The organism is Sulfitobacter sp. F26204, from assembly GCF_026410305.1.
Lineage (GTDB): Bacteria > Pseudomonadota > Alphaproteobacteria > Rhodobacterales > Rhodobacteraceae > Sulfitobacter.
Genome location: NZ_JAPMLQ010000008.1, coordinates 18559 through 40484, shown reverse-complemented (window position 1 = coordinate 40484; position 21926 = coordinate 18559). Strand labels below are relative to the sequence as shown.

Here is a 21926-nt window from a genome sequence, read left to right as displayed (position 1 = left end):
CGTGGCCTGTGGGTTGGGTGAATGGATTATCGCAGGAATAGCAATCATCCTGTCGCTGAGCATTTTTCCTTGAATTGCAAATTGGAAAACAAGGCCTGGACGTATGACGAAGATGCATAAAAACGCTGCACATGCCTTTAAGTGCAATTCGACATCAGAACGACGGGAAGCAATGTCCAACCCGTGGCCACCAGACCCGTCCAGCCCGTAACGTGGCTGACATGACGCACAAAAGGTGATCTCGCTGCTATGCGCGGGTGATAGAGCAGCAAGAGCAGCATCCCTTGAAGGGCGATCGCAATGACATAAGCGACCACAAGCAGGATCCGTGGCAGCGGGAAGCCAAGCGCGGTGGAAGTGATACCAAGATTGCAGAGAAGACCATGCAGCCCGTAAACCGCACTAAACAAAGCAAGCCACATCAAAGGCGCAATCAAGATGCGCAGTAGGTCCTTCATAAGACCAAACCTGGCAAGTGCCCGGAAATGAGAACGATGACACCGATAATGCTGGCGTAATCGACCCAGAGGCCAACGATGGGAAGTTCAGCGCGCCGTGCGGGCGAGGTGAAGCCGTGAAGTACCCGCGCGACAAGGAAACATATCATCAGCGCAGCCAGAGCCGCGTGAAACACCCCGTAACCACCAAGCACAAACAGGGTTGCGCCGTAAGCGTGGTCTGATGGTGCAGGCGTCCTTAGCATCATCGTTGAACACGAAATGGTCAACACAAGTGCGGCTAGGAAAGCGACAACGAAGGCAGGTACAGCGCTTCCACCCCTGCGATTCTTACGGACCGCCAGACGCATCGCAATCGGGCCGATGAGTGCGCCGAAGAGACCAATACTCAACGCGAACGGCGACGCTGCAAACCAGACCGGTGGCGGCCAGCCCGGTGCTACTGTCCACAGAAACGCAAATCCGAACAGAAGAGACCCAAAAAACGTGGCGTTGGCGGTCAATAGAAACACAGTGCCCCACCATCCCGGTGAACGCTCAACCGCCGCGGCGTTCGGCAGTTCGATGCCATGTCCAATCGGCTGCATTCCGGGATCATCCCTGAGACCCAGACCCCAGACCCATTTCCACGCAAGGGCGGCAACTCCGAGTATCGCAAGCGGTACCGTCCAATAGAACTTCAACAATAGCGACAGGAAAAACACACCGGTGACGGCCGACATCAGAATGGGAAGTCTTGTATTTGCCGGATAGATAACATGCATGTCGGGACGGCCACTTGCGATGTCCACGGTCAGCGTTTCACGCCAGCCTTTGCCGGGGTCGCCCAGATACCCTTTGCCACGTGCCAGCCGAACGGCGAGGTCTGGATCATCAGCAAGCGGGTCGCGACTACTTATGTGGGGCAGGCTGGCGACGTTATAGGCGGGTGCAGGTGTCATCATCGCCCATTCCAGAGTGCTGGCGCGCCATGGATTGCGCCTGCCACGACTGGCGGTCAATGCATGCAGGATCACATCAATCAGGATCATGGCAATACCAATGGCGAGAATGAAACTACCGATTGAGGAAATCAGGTTGATCGTTGTCCAGCCGTCCTCGGGCGCATAGGTGGAAATCCGGCGGCGCTGACCCAGCAGGCCAACCCAGTGCATGGCCAGAAACGTGACGTGGAAACCGATAAAGACCAGCGCGAATGCCAATTCTCCAAGGTGAAAAAAGCGCCGACGTCCAGTGAAATGCGGCAACCAATAATAAACACCAGCAAAAATCGGAAAAACGAAGCCACCGAACAGAACATAATGCAGGTGGGCGGTGATGAATGCAGTGTCATGCGCTTGCCAGTCGAACGGTACAACGGCCACCATCACGCCTGTAAGGCCGCCGATCACGAAGGTGACGAAAAACCCGAGAATATGCAGCATCGGCAAATGCAATTCCGGCCGGCCTTTCCACATGGTACCGATCCACGCAAAAATCTGCACGCCCGTGGGCACCGCAACCAGCGTGGACGCCGCAGAAAAGAAAGCCAGACCCATATGCGGAATGCCTGTGGTAAACATATGATGGACCCACAAGCCAAAGGAGAGGAAGGCAAGGGCGACGGCCGCTGCAATGATCCAGCCATGGCCCAATAGCGTGGTGCGGCACATCACCGGCAGGACGGTTGATACGATACCTGCCGCAGGCAAGAAGATGATGTAGACCTCAGGATGCCCGAACAACCAGAACAAGTGCTGCCACAACAGGCTGTCCCCGCCGAGATCGGCCTGAAAGAACGGCAAGCCGAAAACGCGTTCAACTTCAAGCAGCACCGACCCGAGGATCAGGGGCGGAAAACCAGTCAGGATCATCAGCGCGGTGACCAACGCGTACCACGCAAAAATTGGCATCTTGTCCAGCGACATGCCGGGGGCGCGGTATTTCAGGATCGACACGGTGAGTTCTACTGCCGCTGCGATGGCAGAAATCTCGACAAAGGTGATGCCGATCAGCCAGAAATCCGTGTTGATCCCTGGCGAATAGATTGCATTGCTCAAGGGCGGGTACATGAACCAGCCGCCATCCGGAGCAATCCCGAACAGCATCGAAAAAATCAGCATAGCCCCGCCAAAAAAGTAACACCAGTAACCGTAGGCGGTCAGACGGGGAAAGGCGAGATCGCGGGTTCCCAGCATCTTTGGCAGCAAATAGATCGCCAACCCTTCGAATGTGGGAATGGCGAACAGGAACATCATGATGGTCCCGTGCATGGTAAAAATCTGATTGTAGATTTCCGGCCCTGCAAAGGCCGAATGTGGCGTAGCAAGTTGCGCGCGGATCAGCATCGACAGAAGGCCACCAACCATGAAACAGAAGAAAGCGGTAACCAGAAACATGCGCCCCAGGTCAGTATGGTTCACAGTTGAAAACCATCCCCTGATCCCCGGTTCGGACGCCCAGATCGCAGTCAGCTTCCGGTGGCGCTCAAGAGCCTTCATTCAGTTCTCCCTTCAGAAAGGCATCCCATTGGGTCGGATCATGGGCGATGACTTGAAAGGTGAAACCGTCGTAACCTGCACCGCTGAACTCTGCGCTGGTTCCTTCATAAGTGCCGGGACTGTCGGCCTCGATCCGCAGAATATTGGTACGCCCGGGTATCGCATCGAGTTTGCCGGCCAATCGCGGCACCCAGAAACTGTGGATCACATCGGTGGTGGTGATTGCCACATTGACGGGCCGACCAGCGGGAATATGCAGCGTGCCTTTGGTTTCCTGTTCTGACGCATCATCATAGGTGAACGTCCATTCCCAACGCCGAGCCTGCGCGTGGACACTAACCACGTTAGCCCCTTCACGCGGTAATAACCGTTCCCCGACAACAAGTCCGTAGGCCAGAAGGGCGGCAAGGACGACCATCGGGAAAATCAACCCGAGGCCAACAATCCAGACCCTTACCTGTGACGCCTCGTCCTTGGCGGCGCGTTTGCCCTGGAAAGAGAAAAACACCAGAAGCATCACCAATCCGAAAACAACTGACGCGCCAGCAAATAGCAGCCACCAAAGCGTAGCGATCGTCCTTGCTGCAGGACCGGCAGGATCGACGGTTGAAAGCACGCCATCGCACCCTGTAAGCAATAGGAAGAGTGCAACCGGAAAGACCGGGCGGAGGATGGTGGCAACATGGCGAATGAAAACCCGGACACTGAAGCAGAAAAACTGATCGATCCGATCAGCCAATTGCCCGGTTTTGATCAAACGGAATCTCGGATCGCGGTGCATGGCCACCCGATCCACGCAATGAGTGTTGCATTTCCAGTGGCCCTTACATTCTGTGTTCTGGGTGCTGATGTGCTTTATTGGTGGACCGGAGACGCATTTTGGGCTCGGGCTGCACTTTGGGCGGCAGGCACGGGATTTCTGTTCGGCATGCTTGCCGGATTCTCGGGCACCGCAGAACTTCTGCTGGTGCGGGGCATTCGGGCGCGCGCCCCGGCTTGGACCCACTTCATTATTGCAGTGACTCTTCTTGCACTCCTTGGGGCTAATTGGGGCTATCGGCTTTTTGGGTACGAACAGGCGGTACTTCCCTATGGCGTCTTGCTGTCGGGGCTGTGCGTACTGGTGGTGAGCTTCACGGGATGGCATGGTGGCAAACTCGTTTTTGATTATCAACTCGGCACCTCGAAGGGAAGCTGACCATTTCTTGGAACCAGCAACCAATCCGGGAAGACATTCCCATTTAGTACCGGTTTGGCCAGGACGAGTGTCAAGATTGCCACGATAGGCACAAGAACGGCGAAAATCGGAAAAATCGGCCGGGGCGGTTGGTGAAAACCCGGCTGCTCTGCGATCTTTGCGACGATATGACCGATCCAGGCATGGGCAACCACAAGCAGCGCCACAAATGCAAGCTTGGCGAACAGCCAAGGGACAAAGGCTTCACGTAAGAATATCAACCAGGTTCCCGCGATCACGGCGATGACTGCTGCTGGTGTGACACAAAGCGTATAGGTAGTATGAGTCGCGTGGCGGATGATGCGATAATCGTCCAGCGTCCCATTAGGATCGTGCCGCGCCAGCATCACAGGCAGCGCAAGTAGACCACCGCACCATATTGCCAGAGCGGCAATGTGAACGATCTTGAAAAGCGGTATCGTCGAAATCAGCCAATCTAGCACGCTGCACCGCCTGCAAGGCGCGACCAGCTACGCCGCGCCAATAGCGTGGCTGCCACAGCATAGGGGATACCTGCTGGCACCCACATGATGAGCCCGCCAAACTGTTGATCCCTCAATGGGGTCAGCCCCCAATCAAGCGGGGCAAAGGCATGAGCGGCATAAAGCGCGTTCGGCGCGAAGGTAAGGAGCGCACCCAGCATCCCCATCTGTGCAAAGCAGGCGACGACATATACCAGACGTTCCACAGGTACGTTGTCTGACCTGAGTACAGTGCGCCAGAACCAAACGGCACTTGTCAAAAGGCTGATTTGCATCAACCAGTAAACCGCGACATTTGCGAGGGCCAGGTCATATGCCACAGGGTGGTGCCACCCCCAAAGGACCAACGCAGATGCTACAAAGGGTAGGGCAATCCCATGGGACGGTTGCCTGCGCAGCGCCATTGCCAGCAGCGGCGCTGCGGCCGCGATAAGCAGAACATGATGAACCACCCGCGCCGAAAACAATGCCGAAGAAAGCGCACAAAGTGGCGAGACGAAAGCCACGGCTAAAATCGCGACTGCCGCAAGCCCTGAGGGTGCGCGCCGAAATAGGATTGTCATGCCGATCAGTGTAGCAAGAAGAAGCGGATCAAGGTTCCAGCTTGACCAAAGATCTTCGGGCAGCGGAGGTGGCCCGCAATAGATCGAGTCCAATTTGAGTGCCTCCTCTTGCCTATCGAGAGTGTCGGATAGTTCTGATGGCAAACGCAGAGAGTGCCATAATTCGAAAGTAAGTTTGGCGCGAATACTCTGTTGGCCGATGATACTGCACAGTGACTGCATCCGCAACGGAGGGTTCCAAATAGCGACTCAATCCGTTTGTGGCGCGTGGAAACTTAAAATGGCACGACCGGACGGGCCGACCTGAGAAATGTAAAGTCATTGCTGCTCAATCGATTGTTCCTGAACATGCACACGCAGTGCACCGCGCAATGCACGCGCTTGCAAAGGCGCTGACCATCTTGAGGCGGCATCGTATCCCATGCGCTTCATAGCGGCAGATTCATCCGGATGCGCGGGTAGCGTCATGGATGCCCAAATCAACGCCGCAAGGTGTCGCATATTCGCGGCGGCATTGCCTAACAGAGACAGGGCGGGCAGCAGCACCTGTTCTATTCGATCAAAATCTGTGCCAAAAGGGAAGTCCGGCAAAAGGTTAATTCGGTGCGGTGCCAGCCAATGTTCGAGAGCCTCTGACGTGTTGTTTTGATGTACAAAGGGGATCTGATAATCAGCGGAAACTTTGCCCGCCTTTTTCGCCGTATTCAGCAAGCCCTGCTGAAACCGGCTATCTGCGATTGCGATCAGGCGTTTGATCACCTCTTCATCGGTTTGTCCGCGTAAATCAGCGGCACCATATTGCGTCACCACGATATCGCGCATGTGGCGTGGAACGGTGGTTAATGGCAATTGCCAGACGATGTTCGATGTGACGCTGCCGCCGGAGCGCCGCGTGGCAGGCAGGGTCAGGATGGCACGGCCATTCTCAAGTGCAAAGGCCTGTTCGATAAAGTTGAACTGCCCGCCCACGCCACTGACGACCTGCCCTGGTTTGGCGGAATCCGACATTACATCCCCCAGCAGGCTGACTTGCATCGCGCTGTTGACGAAACGAGCCTGATCGCGTGCTGTCCGTTTTTCCCGTTCATCGCCATATAGCGCATTTGTGAAACTAACGGGCATCATGGCAATCTTGGCGCGCTCTTCAGGATCCATCGCACGCAGACGTTCATACATGTCGCGCGCTTCGACAAAGAATCCGGCATGGATCGCTGCGCCATCCACTTTGCGCTTGATGATCCCAGCCTCGAATAGCGCAAGAAGTCCACCGACAAGCATTTCAGTGACGCCGTACAACCCGGCCTTGAAAGCACCTGTACCATTTCCCCTCAGTGGAAATGGCGCGTCGTCCCAAACTTGGTCCAAGGCAACGCTATCGCGCTTTATCAGCGCGTTTGCGACGGCATCGCCAATTGCGCCGATCCCAATTTGCAAGGTGCCCCCGTCTGGAACCAGTCGTGCGACATGTAGGCCAATGGCGTGCTGCGCGTGTGACACCGGGCGGCGGACAGCGGAAAACAGCTCGAACTGTTCAGCTGGCTCCAGCATCATTTCCAATTCGGTGGATTCTAACTCTGCGCCTCCAGACATGAAAGGCAAAGCATCGTTCAACTCGCCTACCGCGATAAAGTCCATTTTCCCCGCGCGTCGCATATCGAACAGGTCCACAGATATGTCAGTGTTGCACGACAGGCTGACACGGTCCCCATGGCGGGGCATCAGTTGCGCCAGCACGTTGGGCTTTTGCGCGATCAACACGTCGCGGGCGTGGGTGTAGTTCGCAGAAATGTAGTGTTGTTGGGCATAGTTGTTGCCCATCCATGCGCCCGCCTGAAAAAAGAATTCTGAGACTTCGATGTTATCAGGCAGTCCGTCGCCCTTGATCAAATCGGCATAAAGCAGCGCGGGGTAGCGCCCGAAGAGGCGATCCATTGCAGGATTCAGAAACCGCTTTTCGATGTCCGAGCCGGGGTTCGGGCGTTCCAGCGTCAAGGCTGTAAAAATTGACAGGCGCAATGAAGGGTCGTTGACGGCGGCACGGGTCAGGGCATTGACCAATGTGACGGGTTTGCCAAGGCCAAGGGGCAAGGCAAGACGTATCTCGCCACCCACACGATCAAATATCGCGCGCGCCATCGCACATGCATCGGTGAATATTTGCGGCCCTTCAACCAAGGGCTTGCCAGCCTTCATCAGGGGTAAAGCGGGGGCCGTGCGCCTTTTCCAGCTCTTTCAGGCGCAAGATGATATCGTCAATGCCACGGCTGCGGGCATAGTGCATTGGCCCGCCACGAAATGGGGCCCATCCCGTTGCAAAGATCATCGCGCCATCAATCTGGTCTTCGCTTTCCGCCACGCCTCGCCGCAACACTTCGACACAGGCGTCCAGCATCGGCAGGATCAAGCGATCAGTCAAATCCTGCGGCGCCTCGACCATATCAGCGTCAGGATGTGGTGTACCGTCTGCCCACTCATAAAAGCCCTTGCCGGACTTTCGGCCCAGATCACCATCATCAATCTTCTTGCGCAGCACAGCAGAGATAGTCGCCAAAGGTTTTTCAAGATTGTCACGCAGTGATTCAGCCACATGAAGGCCTATGTCCAGTCCCACCTGATCGGCCAGCGTCACCGGCCCCATTGGCATACCGAATTGCAGTGCGGCTGTGTCGATAACCTCCTTGGTCACCCCTTCTTCCATCAGCACCATGGCTTCCATCAGATATGGGGTCAGCGCACGGTTAACGACGAAACCGGGATAGTCCCCGACGGTAGCAGGCAGTTTGCCAATTGCGCCACAGAACACCGCAAGCCTATTCAGCGTTCTGGCATTGGTTGCATCGCCTTTGACAACCTCGACCAGATCGATCTTTGAAACCGGGTTGAGGAAATGCAGCCCCGCAAACCGTGTCTTGGCCGGGGCGTATTTTGTCAGTTCATCCACCGACAGACTGGAGGTGTTGGAGGCAAGAATCGCATCCGCCTTCATCTTGCCTTTCAGGCCACTATATATCTTTTCCTTGAGGTCCATCTTTTCCGGTGCTGCCTCGATCACCAAATCGGCACGCCCGATGCCATAGCCTTGCGGGTCAGGCATCAACCGATCCAGCGCATCGCGGGTCTCTATACGGCTCAGGTGTTTGTTCTTGCAGATTTGCACCGCTTGTTTCATTGCACAGCCCAGCGGATCGGTTGCCACATCGCTCAACGTGACCCGTTTGCCTTTGATGGCGGCCATTGCGGCAATTTCGGAACCCATGGCTCCGGCACCAATCACGTGCACATGGGCAATGTCGTCCTCGCCCCTTCCGGCGTCTTTCAATTTCTGACGCAGGAAAAACACCCGGCGCAGGTTTTTCGAGGTGTCCGTTTCAAGCAGTTTTGCAAAACTGGCAATCTCGCCACGCTGCATATCGCTGCGGTCGTCGCCGTGTTCTTCCCAAAGTTCGATCAGTGCATGCGGAGCAGGATAGTGTTCTTTTGGCGCCTTTTGTTCCGTCTGGCTGCGCATCTGACGCGCGACCAGACTGCGCGCCGCTTCGAACCCTAGTGCACGCGCTTTAAGTCCTTGTTCCTGCTTGGTCATCTTGCCATCTACGGCGTCTTGCACGGCGGCAGCGACATGGCGTTCCTCGACAATCTGATCGGCAATGCCCAGCGATCTGGCGTGTTTGGTATAGGCGGTCTTGCCTGTCAGCATCAGTGTCATTGCCTCAGTCGGATCAATCAACGCAGGCAGGCGGAACGTCCCACCAAGGCCGGGGTGCAAGCCTAGTTGCACTTCGGGAAAGGCGAAGGATGCGCCGTCTACCGCGATGCGATAATCACAGGCCAATGCCAGTTCGAACCCCGCACCCAATGCGGCACCGTGTACCACGCAGACGGTCGGGCAGGGCAGGCCCTCTATCCGGTCCAGCACGTCATGTCCTTGTTTCAAAAGGTTGGCGGCCCCGACATCCGACATCGCATCAAAACTGGTGATGTCCGCCCCTGCGGCAAAGCCGGATTGTTTGGCAGATCGGATTACCAATGCCTTGGGCACTTCCTTCTGTGCCGCTGCGATATGCGCATCCAATTCCCTGATCACGTCCTCTGAAATCGTGTTGGTGCCGGTGCCTCTTTTATCGAGCACGAGCCACAAAATGTCGTCGCCGTCACGCCCGGTGCGCCAATGGCCATCGCCTACGCCCGAGGGGCCCAGTTCCAACTTCGTCTCGCCCAGATGTTGCAGAACATATCCGGTCATCACACTGCCTCCAGCAACATTGCACCACCCAGACCACCGCCGATGCATTCGGTGGTAATGCCGCGTTTGGCACCGCGTTTTTTCATCGCATTTGCAAGGTGCAGCACAATCCGGTTGCCGCTGGTCCCGACGGGATGGCCCAGCGATATGGCACCGCCGTCAACGTTGAGCTGGTCGCGGTCAATCCGCCCGAAGGTGCCTTTCAGACCAAGGACCTCACCACAGAAATCCGCGTCCTGCCATGCTGCCAGGCAGGACAACACCTGTGCGGCAAAGGCTTCGTTCAGCTCCCACAGATCGATGTCCTCGATCCCCAAGCCATGTCGCTGGACGATTGGTGTGGAGGCCATCACAGGACCCAGCCCCATGATGGACGGGTCAAGCGCCGCCCATTCGCTATCCTTGATCTCTGCCAGGGGTTCCAGCTTGTGTTCATCGACCGCATGTTCCGACGCGATGATGCACCAACTGGCCCCGTCGGTGATCTGGCTGGAATTGCCTGCGGTTACTTTCCCATACGGCGGTTCGAACACCGGCTTTGGTTTGGCCAGCCCTTCCATATCGCTGTCGGGACGCACGCCGTCATCGTGATCATAAACCGTGCCATCGCGATCAAAAGCGGGCATGAGTTCGTGTTCAAGCGTGCCGTCCTGTTGCGCGGCGGCAAGGCGATGGTGGCTTTCCATTGCGTAGGCATCTGCCGCCTTTCGATCAATGTTGAAGCGATGTGCCAGCACTTCCGCGGTCTGGCCCATGTTCAGCTCGGTAATGGGGTCGGTCAGGCCCCGTTCCAGCCCGATGACGGGTTTAAAGAATTCTGCTTTGATCCCGGCCATGGCGCGGGCCTGCGCCAGCGGCCCCTTGGCCGCATTCATCTGCCCGAACCATTCAACCGCAGACTGGCGCAGCGTCAAAGGCGCATGACTGAGCGCTTCGGCACCGCCTGCAAGAATCATCTGATGGCTGCCGTCGCGGATATATCTGTAGGCGGTGTCGATGCTTTGCATGCCTGAACCACAATTGATCTGCACGGTAAATGCGACCATATCTTCGCCCAGTCCCAATCGCAGGGCGGCAACGCGTGCCGGGTTCATCTCGTCGGCAATCACGTTCACGCAACCCAGGATCACCAGATCGAACAGGGTCGGGTCAAACCGCTGGCGCGCCAACAATGGACGTCCACATTGAACGGCCAGATCGACAGGCGTGAACGGCCCCGGCCCGCTTCGCGCTTTTAGGAACGGGGTGCGTGCGCCATCCACCAGGAACACGCGCTGATTTTTGGCATTGCTCATTCTGCGGCCTCCTTGGGAATTGCGTTACGGTCTTTGTGCCGTTCTGATCTCTTGTCGGGGAACAGGGCGGCCAATTCTTCGGGTGTGTATTCGTCGACAGCGATCACCTGGGAAATCAATTCGTTCATTTCGTTGATGTCTTTCATTTCAGCATCGCTCAGAATGCCCGCCTCCAAGGCCTGTTGTGGCGTTTTCTTGGCATCGCGCAAACGCTTCGTCACTGGTTCCATCGCGGTCACTTTTGCGTAGCAACGGTTGAGTAACAACACGCCGTTGCGGTCGCAGCCCTGGTGCACAGTGCCAACGATCCGATCGCGCGTTTCGGAAGGGTGATAGAGCAGATCGCTGCACTCTGCGATCAGGCGATCATTTGGCCCACGCTCTGTGCCAGCAGGCCACGTCAGGAACCGCAACACCCACGCAGCCCAGCGGGCAGGTAGATTCACAATAACGTCGTCCAGCGCCGTCTGGATGCGTTTGAAAGCCTCCGCAGCGGCATAGTTCAACACCGGCAGATCAGCTTCTTGACGGCCTTCATCCTCCCAGCGCTTTAGTGCTGCGGACAGAATGTACATCTCTGACAAGACGTCCCCCATCCGCGCTGAAATCATTTCTTTGCGTTTGAGTGCACCGCCAAGCGTGAGAAAGCAGAAATCAGCCGTCAGGGCATAGGCCGCGGACCAGCGCGAAAGCTGGCGGTAGATCTGCGTTGCTTTGCCCGCATCGGGTGCCGGTGCGAACCGCCCGCCGGTCAGTGCACGGCCCCATGCACGGAATAGGGTTTTCGTGGTGTGACCGATATGGGCCCACAGGCTCTTGTCAAACATCTCCAGCGATTTTTCCGAGTCTTTTTCCTGCAGGGCCATCATATTGTCGAGCATGTGGGGATGGGCACGGATCGACCCTTGCCCAAAGATGATCAGGCTGCGGGTGACGATGTTCGCCCCTTCAACGGTGATCCCGATGGGCACTGCGCGGTAAAGCGGTAGCAGATAATTTGACGGCCCGTCGATCACTGCCTTGCCGGAATGCACATCCATCGCATCGTTCAACGCCTCGCGCATTTTAAAGGTCGCTTGGGCCTTCATGATCGCGGAAATCACCGACAACGCACGCCCTTCGTCCAGACCAGCACAGGTCAAATGCCGTGCGGCGTCCATCGCATATGAATCTGCAGCAAGGCGCCCTAACCGGGCTTGCACGCCGCCAAATTTGCCAATGGGCAGGTTGAATTGTTGGCGAATGCGCGTATAAGCGCCCGTCGTGTGGGCGGAAAGGGCGATGGCAGCGCAGCCCATCGAAGGCAGAGAAATACCACGACCGGCAGCGAGCGCGGACATCAGCATCATCCAACCTTTGCCTGCGTAGTCTGGCCCGCCGACAATATTTTCTACAGGTATGAAAACGTCTTTGCCCATGGTCGGCCCGTTCATGAACATGGTCGAGGAAGGCAGGTGGCGCTTTCCTGTCTCGACACCGTCCAGATCGGTGGGCACCAAAGCACAGGTAATGCCGAGGTCTTTTTCGTCGCCCAGCAAACCATCGGGATCGCGTAGTTTGAACGCCAGGCCCAGCACGGTACAGACAGGCGCCAGCGTGATATAGCGTTTGGCCCAGTTGAGCCGAATACCCAAGACTTCCTTACCTTCCCACCGGCCTTTGCAAATTACTCCTTCGTCTTTCATGGCAGAGGCGTCTGACCCCGCCTCAGCACTTGTCAGGCCAAATGCAGGCAGTTCGCGGCCATCAGCAAGGCGTGGCAGCCAATAATCTTTTTGGTCATCAGTGCCGAACATGTGCAGAAGTTCACCGGGGCCAAGCGAATTGGGCACCATGACTGTCACCGCAGCAGCCACTGACCGGGTAGAAATGAAACGTATGATTTCCGAATGGGCAAAGGCGGAAAAGCCCAGCCCACCATGGGATTTCGGAATGATCATACCGAAAAACTTTTGGTCGCGCAGAAACTTCCAGACGGGGGCAGGCAGGTCGGCGGCTTTTTGGTTGATCTCCCAATCGTCGATCATCTTGCACAACTCACGGCATGGTCCGTCAAAGAATGCCTGCTCTTCTTCGCTGAGTTTCGGTGCCCTTACCGCATGCAGTTTCGACCAATCCGGACTGCCCGAGAACAATTCAGCCTCCCACCAGACTTCACCGGCCGTAAGCGCCTCGCTTTCAGTTTGCGAAAGTGCAGGCAAAACTCCCTTCGCCCATTTTTGGATTGGTTTTGTCAGATAGGTAGCGCGCAGACTCGTCATAGCATTTCCTCTATTTTACCAATTCCTGTCGGGTCGTCGGAGTTCCTGTAAGTCTATCACGAATTCTGGAAACAACCTGATCTTAAGTTTACACCTTGTCTTCGACCGGGCATTTCCGGTGGTTCAAAACGCGACCGAGGAGATTCATCCCATTTGCAAAGTGGAGGGCGCGGTTATTATTCACCGAACCTGAACTTCAACGCTGACGACGTTCACACCCCCCGGTCAACGCGCGACGGGGAGGCGTGTGGGGAAGTGGCTTGTTCCGATACGGACGAACAGGTCAAACGCGAGTGGATAAGCTCGATTCAATATTGACCAGGTTCATCCTTCTACGGTTGGGCTTGGATGGGGTATCAGTCATGATGCTCGGGAAGTGCTTTGACTTCATCTTTGGTCAGGGCTGTAGTGGCATGCACGATACCATTTTCGTCACGCATGAAATCAAGCCGCGCCATATCAAGCCCAACGGGCTTTGCGCCGATGCCCAGAAATCCACCGACATCAACGACAACTTGCGCGGACGCTCCTGACCCGTGCAAGTGCGATACATCTCCGATTTTTGCGTCGTCAGCGCCGTAAATTGCGGCCCCTTCAAGGTTGGTTGCGTTTAGCTCTTCCGCCGGAAGGCGGGGATGCAAAGAATGGTCCATGGTACTGGCCTCACTTTTGTGATTTCATTCAACTGTGTAAGGACAACTTTGAAACTTGCGTTAGGTTCCGAACTTTTATCAAAGCCACTGATCAGGCACATAACAGTGACGTGCCGGTAATTTCCTGGACGCCTGCCTCGTGCATTTTCTGCTTTGGTTCAAACGCCACCGCTATCCGTGGCAATCATCACCCACGCACTCTGGCTGCATTGCCGGTTCAATCTCAGGCTTCGGGAAGTGGAGGCGATGTTTTTGCAGTGTGGCGTTGACGGTTCATACGAAACGATCTGTCGTTAGATTACGAAGTCTGGACCACGCATTACGCGGAGCGTGCTAGGTCGGCAGTCTCAACCCGCCAATATCTTGAAACTGAATGAAGTGGTTGTGAAAATCTATGCGCGCAAGTTCTGGCTCTGGTGTTCGGTTGATCAGGATGGCATGGCCCTGGACGAAATCCTGCAAGGCAAACGCAAAAAAGACCGCTAAGACAATCAGATACCGCCGATTGGCACCCCTTGACACCTGGACGATGAAAACAAGAACCGTTTGATCGTCCAATACTCCAGCTTTTCTTGGCCCATGTCGTTTATGCGGCAACCCCTGTAGGAAACATGGCGGCGGGCGCAGGCCTTGTTCGATCAAGCTCAAGATGAACTCAAGGGGAATTAGATCGCGGCCCGGGACAGGCTGTAAGTAAATGAAGGAGGAGAGATAACCAGGAAAAAACGTGTATTTGACATCATTTTCGACGATGCCGAGGCAGGTCAGGACACACCGCGATCAGGTTCCGCCGAGGATCATGTCGGCATGTTTTTCCAGATATATACGCAGCCAGGGTGTGAAACTGACTGGCTTTTGCGCAATATCTTTCTGTAATTCCGCATGTGTGCGCCAATCTGTGTGCATGACCTCTTCAGGGTTTGGATTTACCGTCAAGTCATTCTGGGTCTGCGCGATAAAGACATCGACCAACTCGTGTTCGATCAGTCCTTTTCCAACATCTGCACGGTATTCGACCTGGCCGCGATGAACGAGATCCAGACCCGTGATTCCCAATTCTTCCGCGAGGCGGCGATGGGCACAGGCGAGGGGGTCTTCGCCCCACATCGGGTGTGTGCAGCAGGTGTTCGCCCAAAGACCGGGGGTGTGATATTTCCCCAAAGCACGTTGTTGCAGCAGGATCCTGTCCTCACACAGGACAAAGACGGAGACCGCGAGATGGCGCAGACCACGTTGGTGGACCGCCAACTTTTCAACCGGAACCAGTTTGCCGTCGACCCAGGCGGGAATCATGATGTCATTGGGGGGCATCGTGTCGTCCCTTGTCGCGTTGCAGTCACAGGTTTCTGGCAGTTACCCGCAGGCTGCGCAACCATATGCCCTAGGTGGTGTTGCGCTGGCGTGTCAAAAAGCCAGGTGAGCGCAAAACCAACGCAAGTTGGCGCGACAATAAAACACAGGAAATACCTGTCCGACCGTTTGTCGCACGGGGTGTGTCTTGGTCAGAAATGCGCTAAGTAGCCTAAAGGAACATTGGAGTAGGAGTTCACAGATGAACATGTTGAAAATCACAGCGCTGGCTCTCGCCATGGCTACCGGCCCGGCCTTTGCCGATGGTCATGCTACAGGCGACGCGGCAGAAGGCGAGAATGTCTTTAAAAAGTGCAAATCCTGCCATGCCATTACCGCAGCTGATGGAACGGAAATTGCAAAAGGCGGGCGCAGTGGTCCGGATCTCTATGGCTTGTACACACGCGTTGCGGGGGCAGAGCCGGAATTTGGTAAAAAGTTCGGCAAATCACTGGTTGCTGCCGGCGAAGCGGGTCTGGAATGGAACGAAGCGGACTTTGTCAGCTATGTTGCCGACCCAAAGGCATTCCTGCGAACCTATAACGACGACAAAAAGGCCAAGTCGAAAATGTCTTTCAAGTTGAAAGACGAAACCGACGCAAAGAACGTCTGGGCTTATCTGGTGTCGGTTGGACCCGAAGCCAACTGAGTCACAAATCCTGTTGTTGGATTTGCATGCGGCACCGGAATTTCCGGTGCCGTTTTGTTTGGGTGTATGCCTTGGCCTTTAGTTCCGGCGGACATTCTGGCCGCGGGCAGTTTAGTTGAAGTTCAAACTATTTGAGCTTGAAATAAAAGATCGACCAGAGTAGCGTTTTGCAAATAAGCCATTTCAATTGGCATCGCCGCGGCACAAAGTGTCCGCAAGGCTGCATCACAAGCACCTGTATGAACTGGGAGAAAGTAAATGATTTCAACGAAAGCTAAACTAACGCTTAAGGCATTGGGCACGGTGACTGCTGTTGCTCTTGCAATGGCATCGCCTACATTGGCCGATGGCCACGGTGGCAAGGTAAAGGTCGGATTGATCACAACCTTGACAGGCGGTGGTGCCGGTCTGGGTGTCGACATTCGCGACGGCTTTATGCTGGCCATCGGGCAATCCGGCAATGAAAATATCGAGGTGGTGATCGAAGATGACCAGCGCAAACCCGACGTCGCCGTGCAATTGGCCGACAAGATGATTCAGTCTGAAAAAGTCGACATCATGACGGGGATCGTATGGTCCAACCTTGCCATGGCCGTTGCGCCGGCAACCACAGCCCAGGGGAAATTTTATATTTCCGCCAATGCTGGCCCTGCGCAATTGGCTGGCAAAGGGTGCCATGAGAACTATTTCAACGTTGCCTGGCAAAACGACAATCTGCACGAAGCGGCAGGTGCTTATGCAACGCAAGCCGGTTACAAGAACAGCTTTATCCTTGCGCCGAACTATCCAGCGGGCAAGGACGCTCTGACAGGCTACAAGCGGATGTTTGAAGGCACGCCGTCAGGTGAACTTTACACAAAACTTGGCCAGACTGACTATGCAGCCGAGATTGCACAGATCCGTGCCTCTGATGCCGACAGTGTCTACTTTTTCCTGCCTGGCGGCATGGGGATTTCCTTTCTCAAACAATATGCGGACAGCGGCATTGATCTGCCCGTTGTCGGGCCGGCTTTCAGCTTTGATCAGGGGATCTTGCAGGCAGTGGGAGAAGCGGCGCTGGGTGTAAAGAATACCTCGCAGTGGAACAAGGATCTCGACAATGCGGCCAACAAGGCCTTTGTGGAAACGTTTCAAGCTGAGTTCGGCCGGCTGCCGTCACTTTATGCAAGTCAGGGTTTCGACACGGCGAACCTGATCCTGAGCGCGATGGCCAAGGCCGATGTCAAGGACGCGGACGCCTTTCGCGCGGCACTGAAAGAAGCTGATTTTGAGTCGGTTCGCGGGGATTTCAAGTTTGGTAACAACCACCACCCAATCCAGAACATCTATGTCCGCGAAGTGATCAAAGAAGGCGATGTTTACACCAACAAGATCATCAGTACCGGCCTGACGGCACACCAAGACGTCTATGCCGCCGAGTGCAAGATGTAAGAGCCAAACAGGGCCGCTGCACAGGGTGGCGGCCCTATAAAATGAGGCGGGTGGATGAATACTCTTCTGTTGATCGAACAGATTCTCAACGGATTGCAATTCGGCGTGATGTTGTTTCTGATGGCGGCCGGCCTCACGTTGATCTTTGGCGTGATGGGGTTGATTAACCTCGCGCATGGGTCGCTGTATATGATCGGGGCCTTCGCCGCGGCGGCGGTTGCCGGGTGGACGGGCAATTTCTTTCTTGCGCTGATCGCCAGTCTGGTTGCGGCCGCAATTGTAGGGGCACTGGTCGAACTTACGATCATTCGACGATTATATGCGCGGGACCATCTGGAACAGGTCCTGGCCACCTTCGCCCTGATCCTGATCTTTTCCGAAGCGACTCGCTGGATTTTCGGATCCTTCCCTTTGTTCCTGAACGTACCGGAGGTGTTGAAAGGGTCGATCACGCTGCCAGGTGGTATTCAGTATTCGCTATACCGATTGACAATAATCGGGATCGGCCTGGCCGTGGCAGTGGGCCTGTTCCTGCTGATTTCCAAGACCCGTGTCGGCATGCGTATCCGTGCGGGTGAAAACGACCGCGAGATGATCGCAGCTCTGGGAGTGGATATTTCGGTGCTCTATACAATGGTATTTGCTCTGGGCGCGGCCCTTGCCGGATTGTCAGGTGCGTTGGTTGGTGCGATCCAGTCGGTAGAGGTAGGTATGGGAGAACCGGTGCTGATTCTTGCCTTTGTGGTGATCGTGATCGGCGGCATCGGATCAATCAAAGGTGCCTTTGCAGGCGCAATTCTGGTGGGGCTGACCGATACCCTTGGGCGCACGATGCTGCCACTGGTCTTTGGTAGCTTCATGGAGGCATCGGCCGCCACAACAGTCGGATCCGCACTGGCTTCGATGTTGATCTATATTTTGATGGCGGGGGTCTTGCTGTTCAAACCCACCGGCCTGTTCGGGGCCACATAGCATGTTGCGTGAACGTTATATCAATCTGATCGTGCTGGCACTTCTCTTGGTGGTCCCCGCCCATGCCTATGTCACTGGAGAACCGTTTACCGTCACGCTGGCTACGCGCGCGGTGATCTTTGCACTGGCCGGTGTCGGTCTGAACCTCGCGTTGGGGCAGGGCGGATTGGTCAGTTTTGGTCATGCCGCCTATTTTGGTGTCGGTGGCTATGTAATGGGCATTCTTGCAAGCCATGCGCAAAACTACGAACCGATCCTGCAGGTACCTTTTTTGATCGAAGGCACCAATGCGATGCCGGTAATCTGGTTGGTTGCAATCGTGATGTCCGCGCTTCTGGCCTTGCTTGTCGGGGCGCTGAGTTTGCGTACAAGCGGAGTCTATTTCATCATGGTCACGCTCGCCTTTGGCCAGATGTTGTATTACTTTACGATCTCCTGGCCTGCTTACGGCGGTGAGGATGGCCTTTCGATTTATGTCCGCAACCAGTTTCCGGGGCTGAATACACTGGACCCGATCCAATTTTACGGCATCTGCTTTGTGTTGCTTTGTGCAGCGCTGTTTCTGGTGGACCGGATCAACAAATCGCCCTTTGGTCTGGCACTAAACGGGGCGCACCAGAATGAAGAACGGGTTCAGACCGTTGGAATTAATGTTTATCGCGTCCGACTGGTTGCCTTTGTCATCTCGGGGGCCATTACGGGACTGGCAGGTGCCCTGTTTGCCGATCTCAACCGGTTTGTCAGTCCGACGATGTTCTCTTGGCAGATCTCGGGAGAGATCATGATATTTATCATTCTCGGCGGGGTTGGGCGCTTATTCGGTCCTGTACTGGGCGCTGCTCTTTATATCTTGTTGGAACATTTCCTAGGGGGGTTATCGGAATACTGGTTCATCTATCTGGGCGCAATCCTGTTGGGTGTCGTGCTGTTTGCAAAGGGAGGCATCATTGGCAAATTGGCAAAGCGGGAGGTGAGTCATGACGGATAGCATTCTGTCTGTACGCAATATCCGCAAAAGCTTTGGCGCGTTGAATGCGAGTGACGGCATTTCCCTGGACCTCAGACAAGGGGAGATTCATGCCCTGATCGGCCCGAATGGAGCAGGCAAGTCGACCTTGATAAAACAGATCGCTGGAGGATTGAGACCTGACAGCGGATCAATCGAGTTTCTGGGCAATGATGTCACCAGATTGAATACCGCACAGCGGGCGCGACGGGGGTTGGGCCGTACATTTCAAATATCCGCGTTAGCGATGGAATATACCGTTCTGGAAAACGCCGTGCTGGGCGCCATCGGTCAAAGCGGTAAGGTGTTTCGGCTCTTTACACCGGCTATGAAGGACAAAGCCCTATTGGACCGGGCACGGGAGTCCCTGAAACGGGTGGGGCTGGAAGCGCAGGAAAATGCGATCACCGCTGAATTGTCGCACGGGCAACGCCGCCAGTTGGAAGTCGCTGTGGCCCTGACCCTTGCACCGCGCGCTTTCCTTATGGATGAACCCATGGCCGGAATGGGCGCGGAGGGATCAAAGGCACTGACCGAATTTCTGCAAGAATTGAAACAAGAGGCGCCAATTCTGTTGGTCGAACATGACATGGACGCAGTGTTTGCCTGTGCAGATCGGATTTCGGTGCTGGTCTATGGCAAGATCATTGCCACCGGGACTGTCGATGACATACGTGCAAACCCCGAAGTGCGCGTGGCCTATCTGGGTGAAGAGGACGCGATATGAGCCTGCTGGACATGCACGGGATAACCGCCTCTTACGGTGCGTCGCAGGCCTTGTTCGGTGTGGATCTGAACATTGACGAAGGTCAGGTTCTGGCCTTGATGGGCCGCAATGGCATGGGCAAGTCTACGACGATCAAAGTGATTTGCCGAATGCTGAAAAACACGGGCGGGACCGTATCCTTTGCGGGCCAGGACATCTCAGGATTGCCGACACACAAGGCCGCGCGGCTTGGCCTTGGGCTTGTACCGGAGGGGCGGCGGTGCTTCAGCAACCTTACCGTTTACGAAAACCTCTATGCATCGGCGCAACCCGGTGTCTGGGATTTTGCTGCGGTGCATGCGCTGTTTCCGCGGTTGCAGGAACGCGGTGATCAGTTTGCTGCGTCGCTCTCAGGGGGCGAACAGCAGATGTTGGCGATTGGGCGTGCCCTGATGACAAACCCGCGCTTGTTGATTTTGGATGAGGCGACAGAAGGACTTGCTCCTGTGGTGCGTCAGGAAATCTGGTCTGCAATCGCAACATTGAAACAAACCGGGGATCTGTCGATTTTGGTGGTAGACAAGACCCTGAGCGAACTGCGCCAGGTCGCCGATCAAGTGGTGATCCTGGAGCGGGGCAAATCTGTATGGACCGGCAGCATCGATGCGCTGAACACTGAAACAACAGACCGTTATCTTGGAATTTAGAGGGACATAAAATGCCGCATGAAGTGATACAACCAGAGGGTTGGACCAAGGCCAAAGGCTATGCCAATGGGGTCAAAACGGCAGACAACCATCTGTTTATTGGTGGGCAAATCGGCTGGACGGGTGAACAGGTGTTTGAAAGCCACGATTTTATTGGTCAGATGGAACAGGCATTGTTGAATATTGTCGCCGTCTTGGAAGCCGCGGGCGGCAAGGTGGAAGACATCGTAAGGCTGACATGGTATGTCATTGATAAAAAAGAATACCTTGCGCGACAAGCGGAAGTGGGTGGGGTTTACCGCAAGGTGTTGGGCCGCCATTTTCCTGCAATGACAATGGTTGTGGTTGCGGGCCTGATCGAGGATGAAGCCCTGTTGGAGATCGAAGCGACAGCGGTGCTTTGACGCCGAGGCAGGTGGTCGCTACCCTGGACCTGAACCCAAGGTGAAGGCAGGTAAATGATCAATCCGGTTGTTGATTTGGGCATTCCCGAAAGCGTCGGGGGGATGCAGAATGTACAGACCCTTGGGCGGATCAATGCTGTTATTAAGGCCCGCAAGGCCCCGTTTTATCGGGGCCGCCTGGATCATATCAACGTTGATCACGTCAGTCGGCCGGAAGAATGGGCAAAAATTCCGATTCTTGAAATGTCGGCTATGAAAACGATGGGGCAAGAGGCCTTTCTCCAAGCTTTCTGTGTCTCAGAGCGGAAAGACATCGTTGAATTTTGGCGGAGCGACGACACAGGCCTCTTGTTTCCGCGAACCTCACGGGATCAACGCTATGCGATGGTCGGTGTCAAACGCGCCTTGGTTCTTGGGGGATTGGGTGAGGATGATCTGACGCATCTTTCGCTGCCGATGGGAATGGACCCCACAGGTCATCTTATGGCGCAGAGTGCCACGGAAATCGGCATAGCAATGGTTTGTTGCGGGGCAGAGGATCTATCTGCTCAGCTTGATCTTGTGCGCCTGTTGCAGCCATCTGCCTGGATCGGTCGAGTGAGTACCGGCCTTGCCTTGGCGCAATTGGCGGCAAACCAGAAGGTTGATCTGGTCATTGACGGTGTGCGCAGGATGCTTTGTACCGGTGAGGCTTTGTCAGATGAGACACGGCGTTCCTTATCGCAGAAGTGGGGGGCAGAGGTGCGCGATTGTCTGGCCTTGAGCGAATTGATGATGTTGGGGTGTGAAGACGCGGAATGCTATGGTTTCCGGTTCTGGTCAGACTATTGTTACCCTGAAATACTGGACCCGCAAACGATGGAGCAGGTGGAAGAAGGTGTTGCCGGCATGTTGGTGTTGACTCCATTGGTTACCAACCATGCGACGCCTTTCTTGCGCATGAACACTGGGCGCATGGCCACAATGCGTTCGGGCAGCAGGCTGCGCACTGCTTTTGATGTTTTTCCTGTCATCCAATTGGTCGGCTAG

Annotated in this window: 20 protein-coding genes and 1 pseudogene; 10 read left to right on the top strand and 11 right to left on the bottom strand. The window is 55.5% G+C overall.

The genetic code is table 11. The features are described 5' to 3' along the window. Nucleotides 1-137: 137 nt before the first annotated feature. Genes OS190_RS16860 through OS190_RS16850 form a run of 3 tightly spaced genes read right to left on the bottom strand, consistent with a single transcriptional unit; the run spans nt 138 to nt 3554 of the window. The gene (locus OS190_RS16860) at nt 138-458 is read right to left on the bottom strand and encodes a hypothetical protein (RefSeq protein ID WP_267159896.1); all 321 of its coding nucleotides are present in this window, start codon (nt 456-458) and stop codon (nt 138-140) included. After that, complete coding sequence (ctaD, locus tag OS190_RS16855) at nt 455-2938, bottom strand: cytochrome c oxidase subunit I (protein ID WP_267159895.1); 2484 nt, start codon at nt 2936-2938, stop codon at nt 455-457. Before ctaD ends, OS190_RS16860 begins: the two co-directional genes overlap by 4 nt. Continuing rightward, the gene (locus tag OS190_RS16850; RefSeq protein WP_267159894.1) at nt 2925-3554 is read right to left on the bottom strand and encodes a cytochrome c oxidase subunit II; all 630 of its coding nucleotides are present in this window, start codon (nt 3552-3554) and stop codon (nt 2925-2927) included. Before OS190_RS16850 ends, ctaD begins: the two co-directional genes overlap by 14 nt. Before the next feature lie 66 nt (nt 3555-3620). On the opposite strand from OS190_RS16850, the gene OS190_RS16845 reads away from it, so the two are divergent. After that, nucleotides 3621-4136 (top strand): DUF2231 domain-containing protein, encoded by a 516-nt coding sequence (locus OS190_RS16845; RefSeq protein ID WP_267159893.1) that lies wholly within the window; start codon nt 3621-3623, stop codon nt 4134-4136. Here the strand turns inward: OS190_RS16845 and OS190_RS16840 are convergent. The 7 genes from OS190_RS16840 to OS190_RS16810 form a co-directional block, all read right to left on the bottom strand. After that, entirely contained in the window at nt 4109-4618 is a 510-nt protein-coding gene (locus OS190_RS16840) for a CopD family protein (protein WP_267159892.1), read from the bottom strand. The two genes, OS190_RS16845 and OS190_RS16840, sit on opposite strands and share 28 nt — an antisense overlap. Continuing rightward, nucleotides 4612-5313 (bottom strand): cytochrome c oxidase assembly protein, encoded by a 702-nt coding sequence (locus OS190_RS16835; protein WP_267159891.1) that lies wholly within the window; start codon nt 5311-5313, stop codon nt 4612-4614. Before OS190_RS16835 ends, OS190_RS16840 begins: the two co-directional genes overlap by 7 nt. A gap of 225 nt (nt 5314-5538) precedes the next feature. Continuing rightward, the gene (locus OS190_RS16830) at nt 5539-7356 is read right to left on the bottom strand and encodes an acetyl-CoA hydrolase/transferase C-terminal domain-containing protein (RefSeq protein ID WP_267159890.1); all 1818 of its coding nucleotides are present in this window, start codon (nt 7354-7356) and stop codon (nt 5539-5541) included. 31 nt (nt 7357-7387) lie between these two features. Beyond that, a complete protein-coding gene (locus OS190_RS16825; protein WP_267159889.1) occupies nt 7388-9463 on the bottom strand; it encodes a 3-hydroxyacyl-CoA dehydrogenase NAD-binding domain-containing protein in 2076 nt (691 codons plus the stop codon). Further along, nucleotides 9463-10758 carry an acetyl-CoA C-acetyltransferase gene (locus OS190_RS16820; RefSeq protein ID WP_267159888.1) on the bottom strand — a complete coding sequence of 432 codons (1296 nt, stop codon included), beginning with the start codon at nt 10756-10758 and terminating at the stop codon, nt 9463-9465. Before OS190_RS16820 ends, OS190_RS16825 begins: the two co-directional genes overlap by 1 nt. Beyond that, nucleotides 10755-13019, bottom strand: coding sequence for an acyl-CoA dehydrogenase (locus OS190_RS16815; protein WP_267159887.1), 2265 nt, complete (start codon nt 13017-13019; stop codon nt 10755-10757). The genes OS190_RS16820 and OS190_RS16815 overlap by 4 nt, the downstream gene beginning before the upstream one ends. A gap of 356 nt (nt 13020-13375) precedes the next feature. After that, nucleotides 13376-13672: a PRC-barrel domain-containing protein gene (locus OS190_RS16810; protein WP_267159886.1), complete on the bottom strand. Its 297-nt coding sequence runs from the start codon at nt 13670-13672 to the stop codon at nt 13376-13378. 366 nt (nt 13673-14038) lie between these two features. On the opposite strand from OS190_RS16810, the pseudogene OS190_RS20585 reads away from it, so the two are divergent. After that, a pseudogene (locus OS190_RS20585) lies at nt 14039-14143 on the top strand (IS6 family transposase); the annotation flags it as partial. Between the two features lie 309 nt (nt 14144-14452). Here OS190_RS20585 and idi read toward each other — a convergent pair. After that, entirely contained in the window at nt 14453-14983 is a 531-nt protein-coding gene (gene idi, locus OS190_RS16805; RefSeq protein ID WP_267159885.1) for an isopentenyl-diphosphate Delta-isomerase, read from the bottom strand. 241 nt (nt 14984-15224) lie between these two features. On the opposite strand from idi, the gene OS190_RS16800 reads away from it, so the two are divergent. The 8 genes from OS190_RS16800 (at nt 15225) to OS190_RS16765 (ending at nt 21926) form a co-directional block, all read left to right on the top strand. After that, nucleotides 15225-15671 carry a c-type cytochrome gene (locus tag OS190_RS16800; RefSeq protein WP_267159884.1) on the top strand — a complete coding sequence of 149 codons (447 nt, stop codon included), beginning with the start codon at nt 15225-15227 and terminating at the stop codon, nt 15669-15671. A 324-nt stretch (nt 15672-15995) separates the two neighbouring features. Next, entirely contained in the window at nt 15996-17102 is a 1107-nt protein-coding gene (locus OS190_RS16795; protein ID WP_416237419.1) for an ABC transporter substrate-binding protein, read from the top strand. A 54-nt stretch (nt 17103-17156) separates the two neighbouring features. Continuing rightward, nucleotides 17157-18074 carry a branched-chain amino acid ABC transporter permease gene (locus OS190_RS16790; protein WP_267159883.1) on the top strand — a complete coding sequence of 306 codons (918 nt, stop codon included), beginning with the start codon at nt 17157-17159 and terminating at the stop codon, nt 18072-18074. 1 nt (nt 18075) lies between these two features. After that, on the top strand, nt 18076-19062 hold the full coding sequence (locus OS190_RS16785; protein WP_267159882.1) for a branched-chain amino acid ABC transporter permease: 987 nt from the start codon (nt 18076-18078) through the stop codon (nt 19060-19062). Continuing rightward, nucleotides 19052-19807: an ABC transporter ATP-binding protein gene (locus OS190_RS16780; protein ID WP_267159881.1), complete on the top strand. Its 756-nt coding sequence runs from the start codon at nt 19052-19054 to the stop codon at nt 19805-19807. Before OS190_RS16785 ends, OS190_RS16780 begins: the two co-directional genes overlap by 11 nt. After that, nucleotides 19804-20493: an ABC transporter ATP-binding protein gene (locus OS190_RS16775; RefSeq protein ID WP_267159880.1), complete on the top strand. Its 690-nt coding sequence runs from the start codon at nt 19804-19806 to the stop codon at nt 20491-20493. Before OS190_RS16780 ends, OS190_RS16775 begins: the two co-directional genes overlap by 4 nt. An 11-nt stretch (nt 20494-20504) precedes the next feature. After that, nucleotides 20505-20897: a RidA family protein gene (locus OS190_RS16770; protein WP_267159879.1), complete on the top strand. Its 393-nt coding sequence runs from the start codon at nt 20505-20507 to the stop codon at nt 20895-20897. 54 nt (nt 20898-20951) lie between these two features. Further along, nucleotides 20952-21926: a phenylacetate--CoA ligase family protein gene (locus OS190_RS16765; protein WP_267159878.1), complete on the top strand. Its 975-nt coding sequence runs from the start codon at nt 20952-20954 to the stop codon at nt 21924-21926.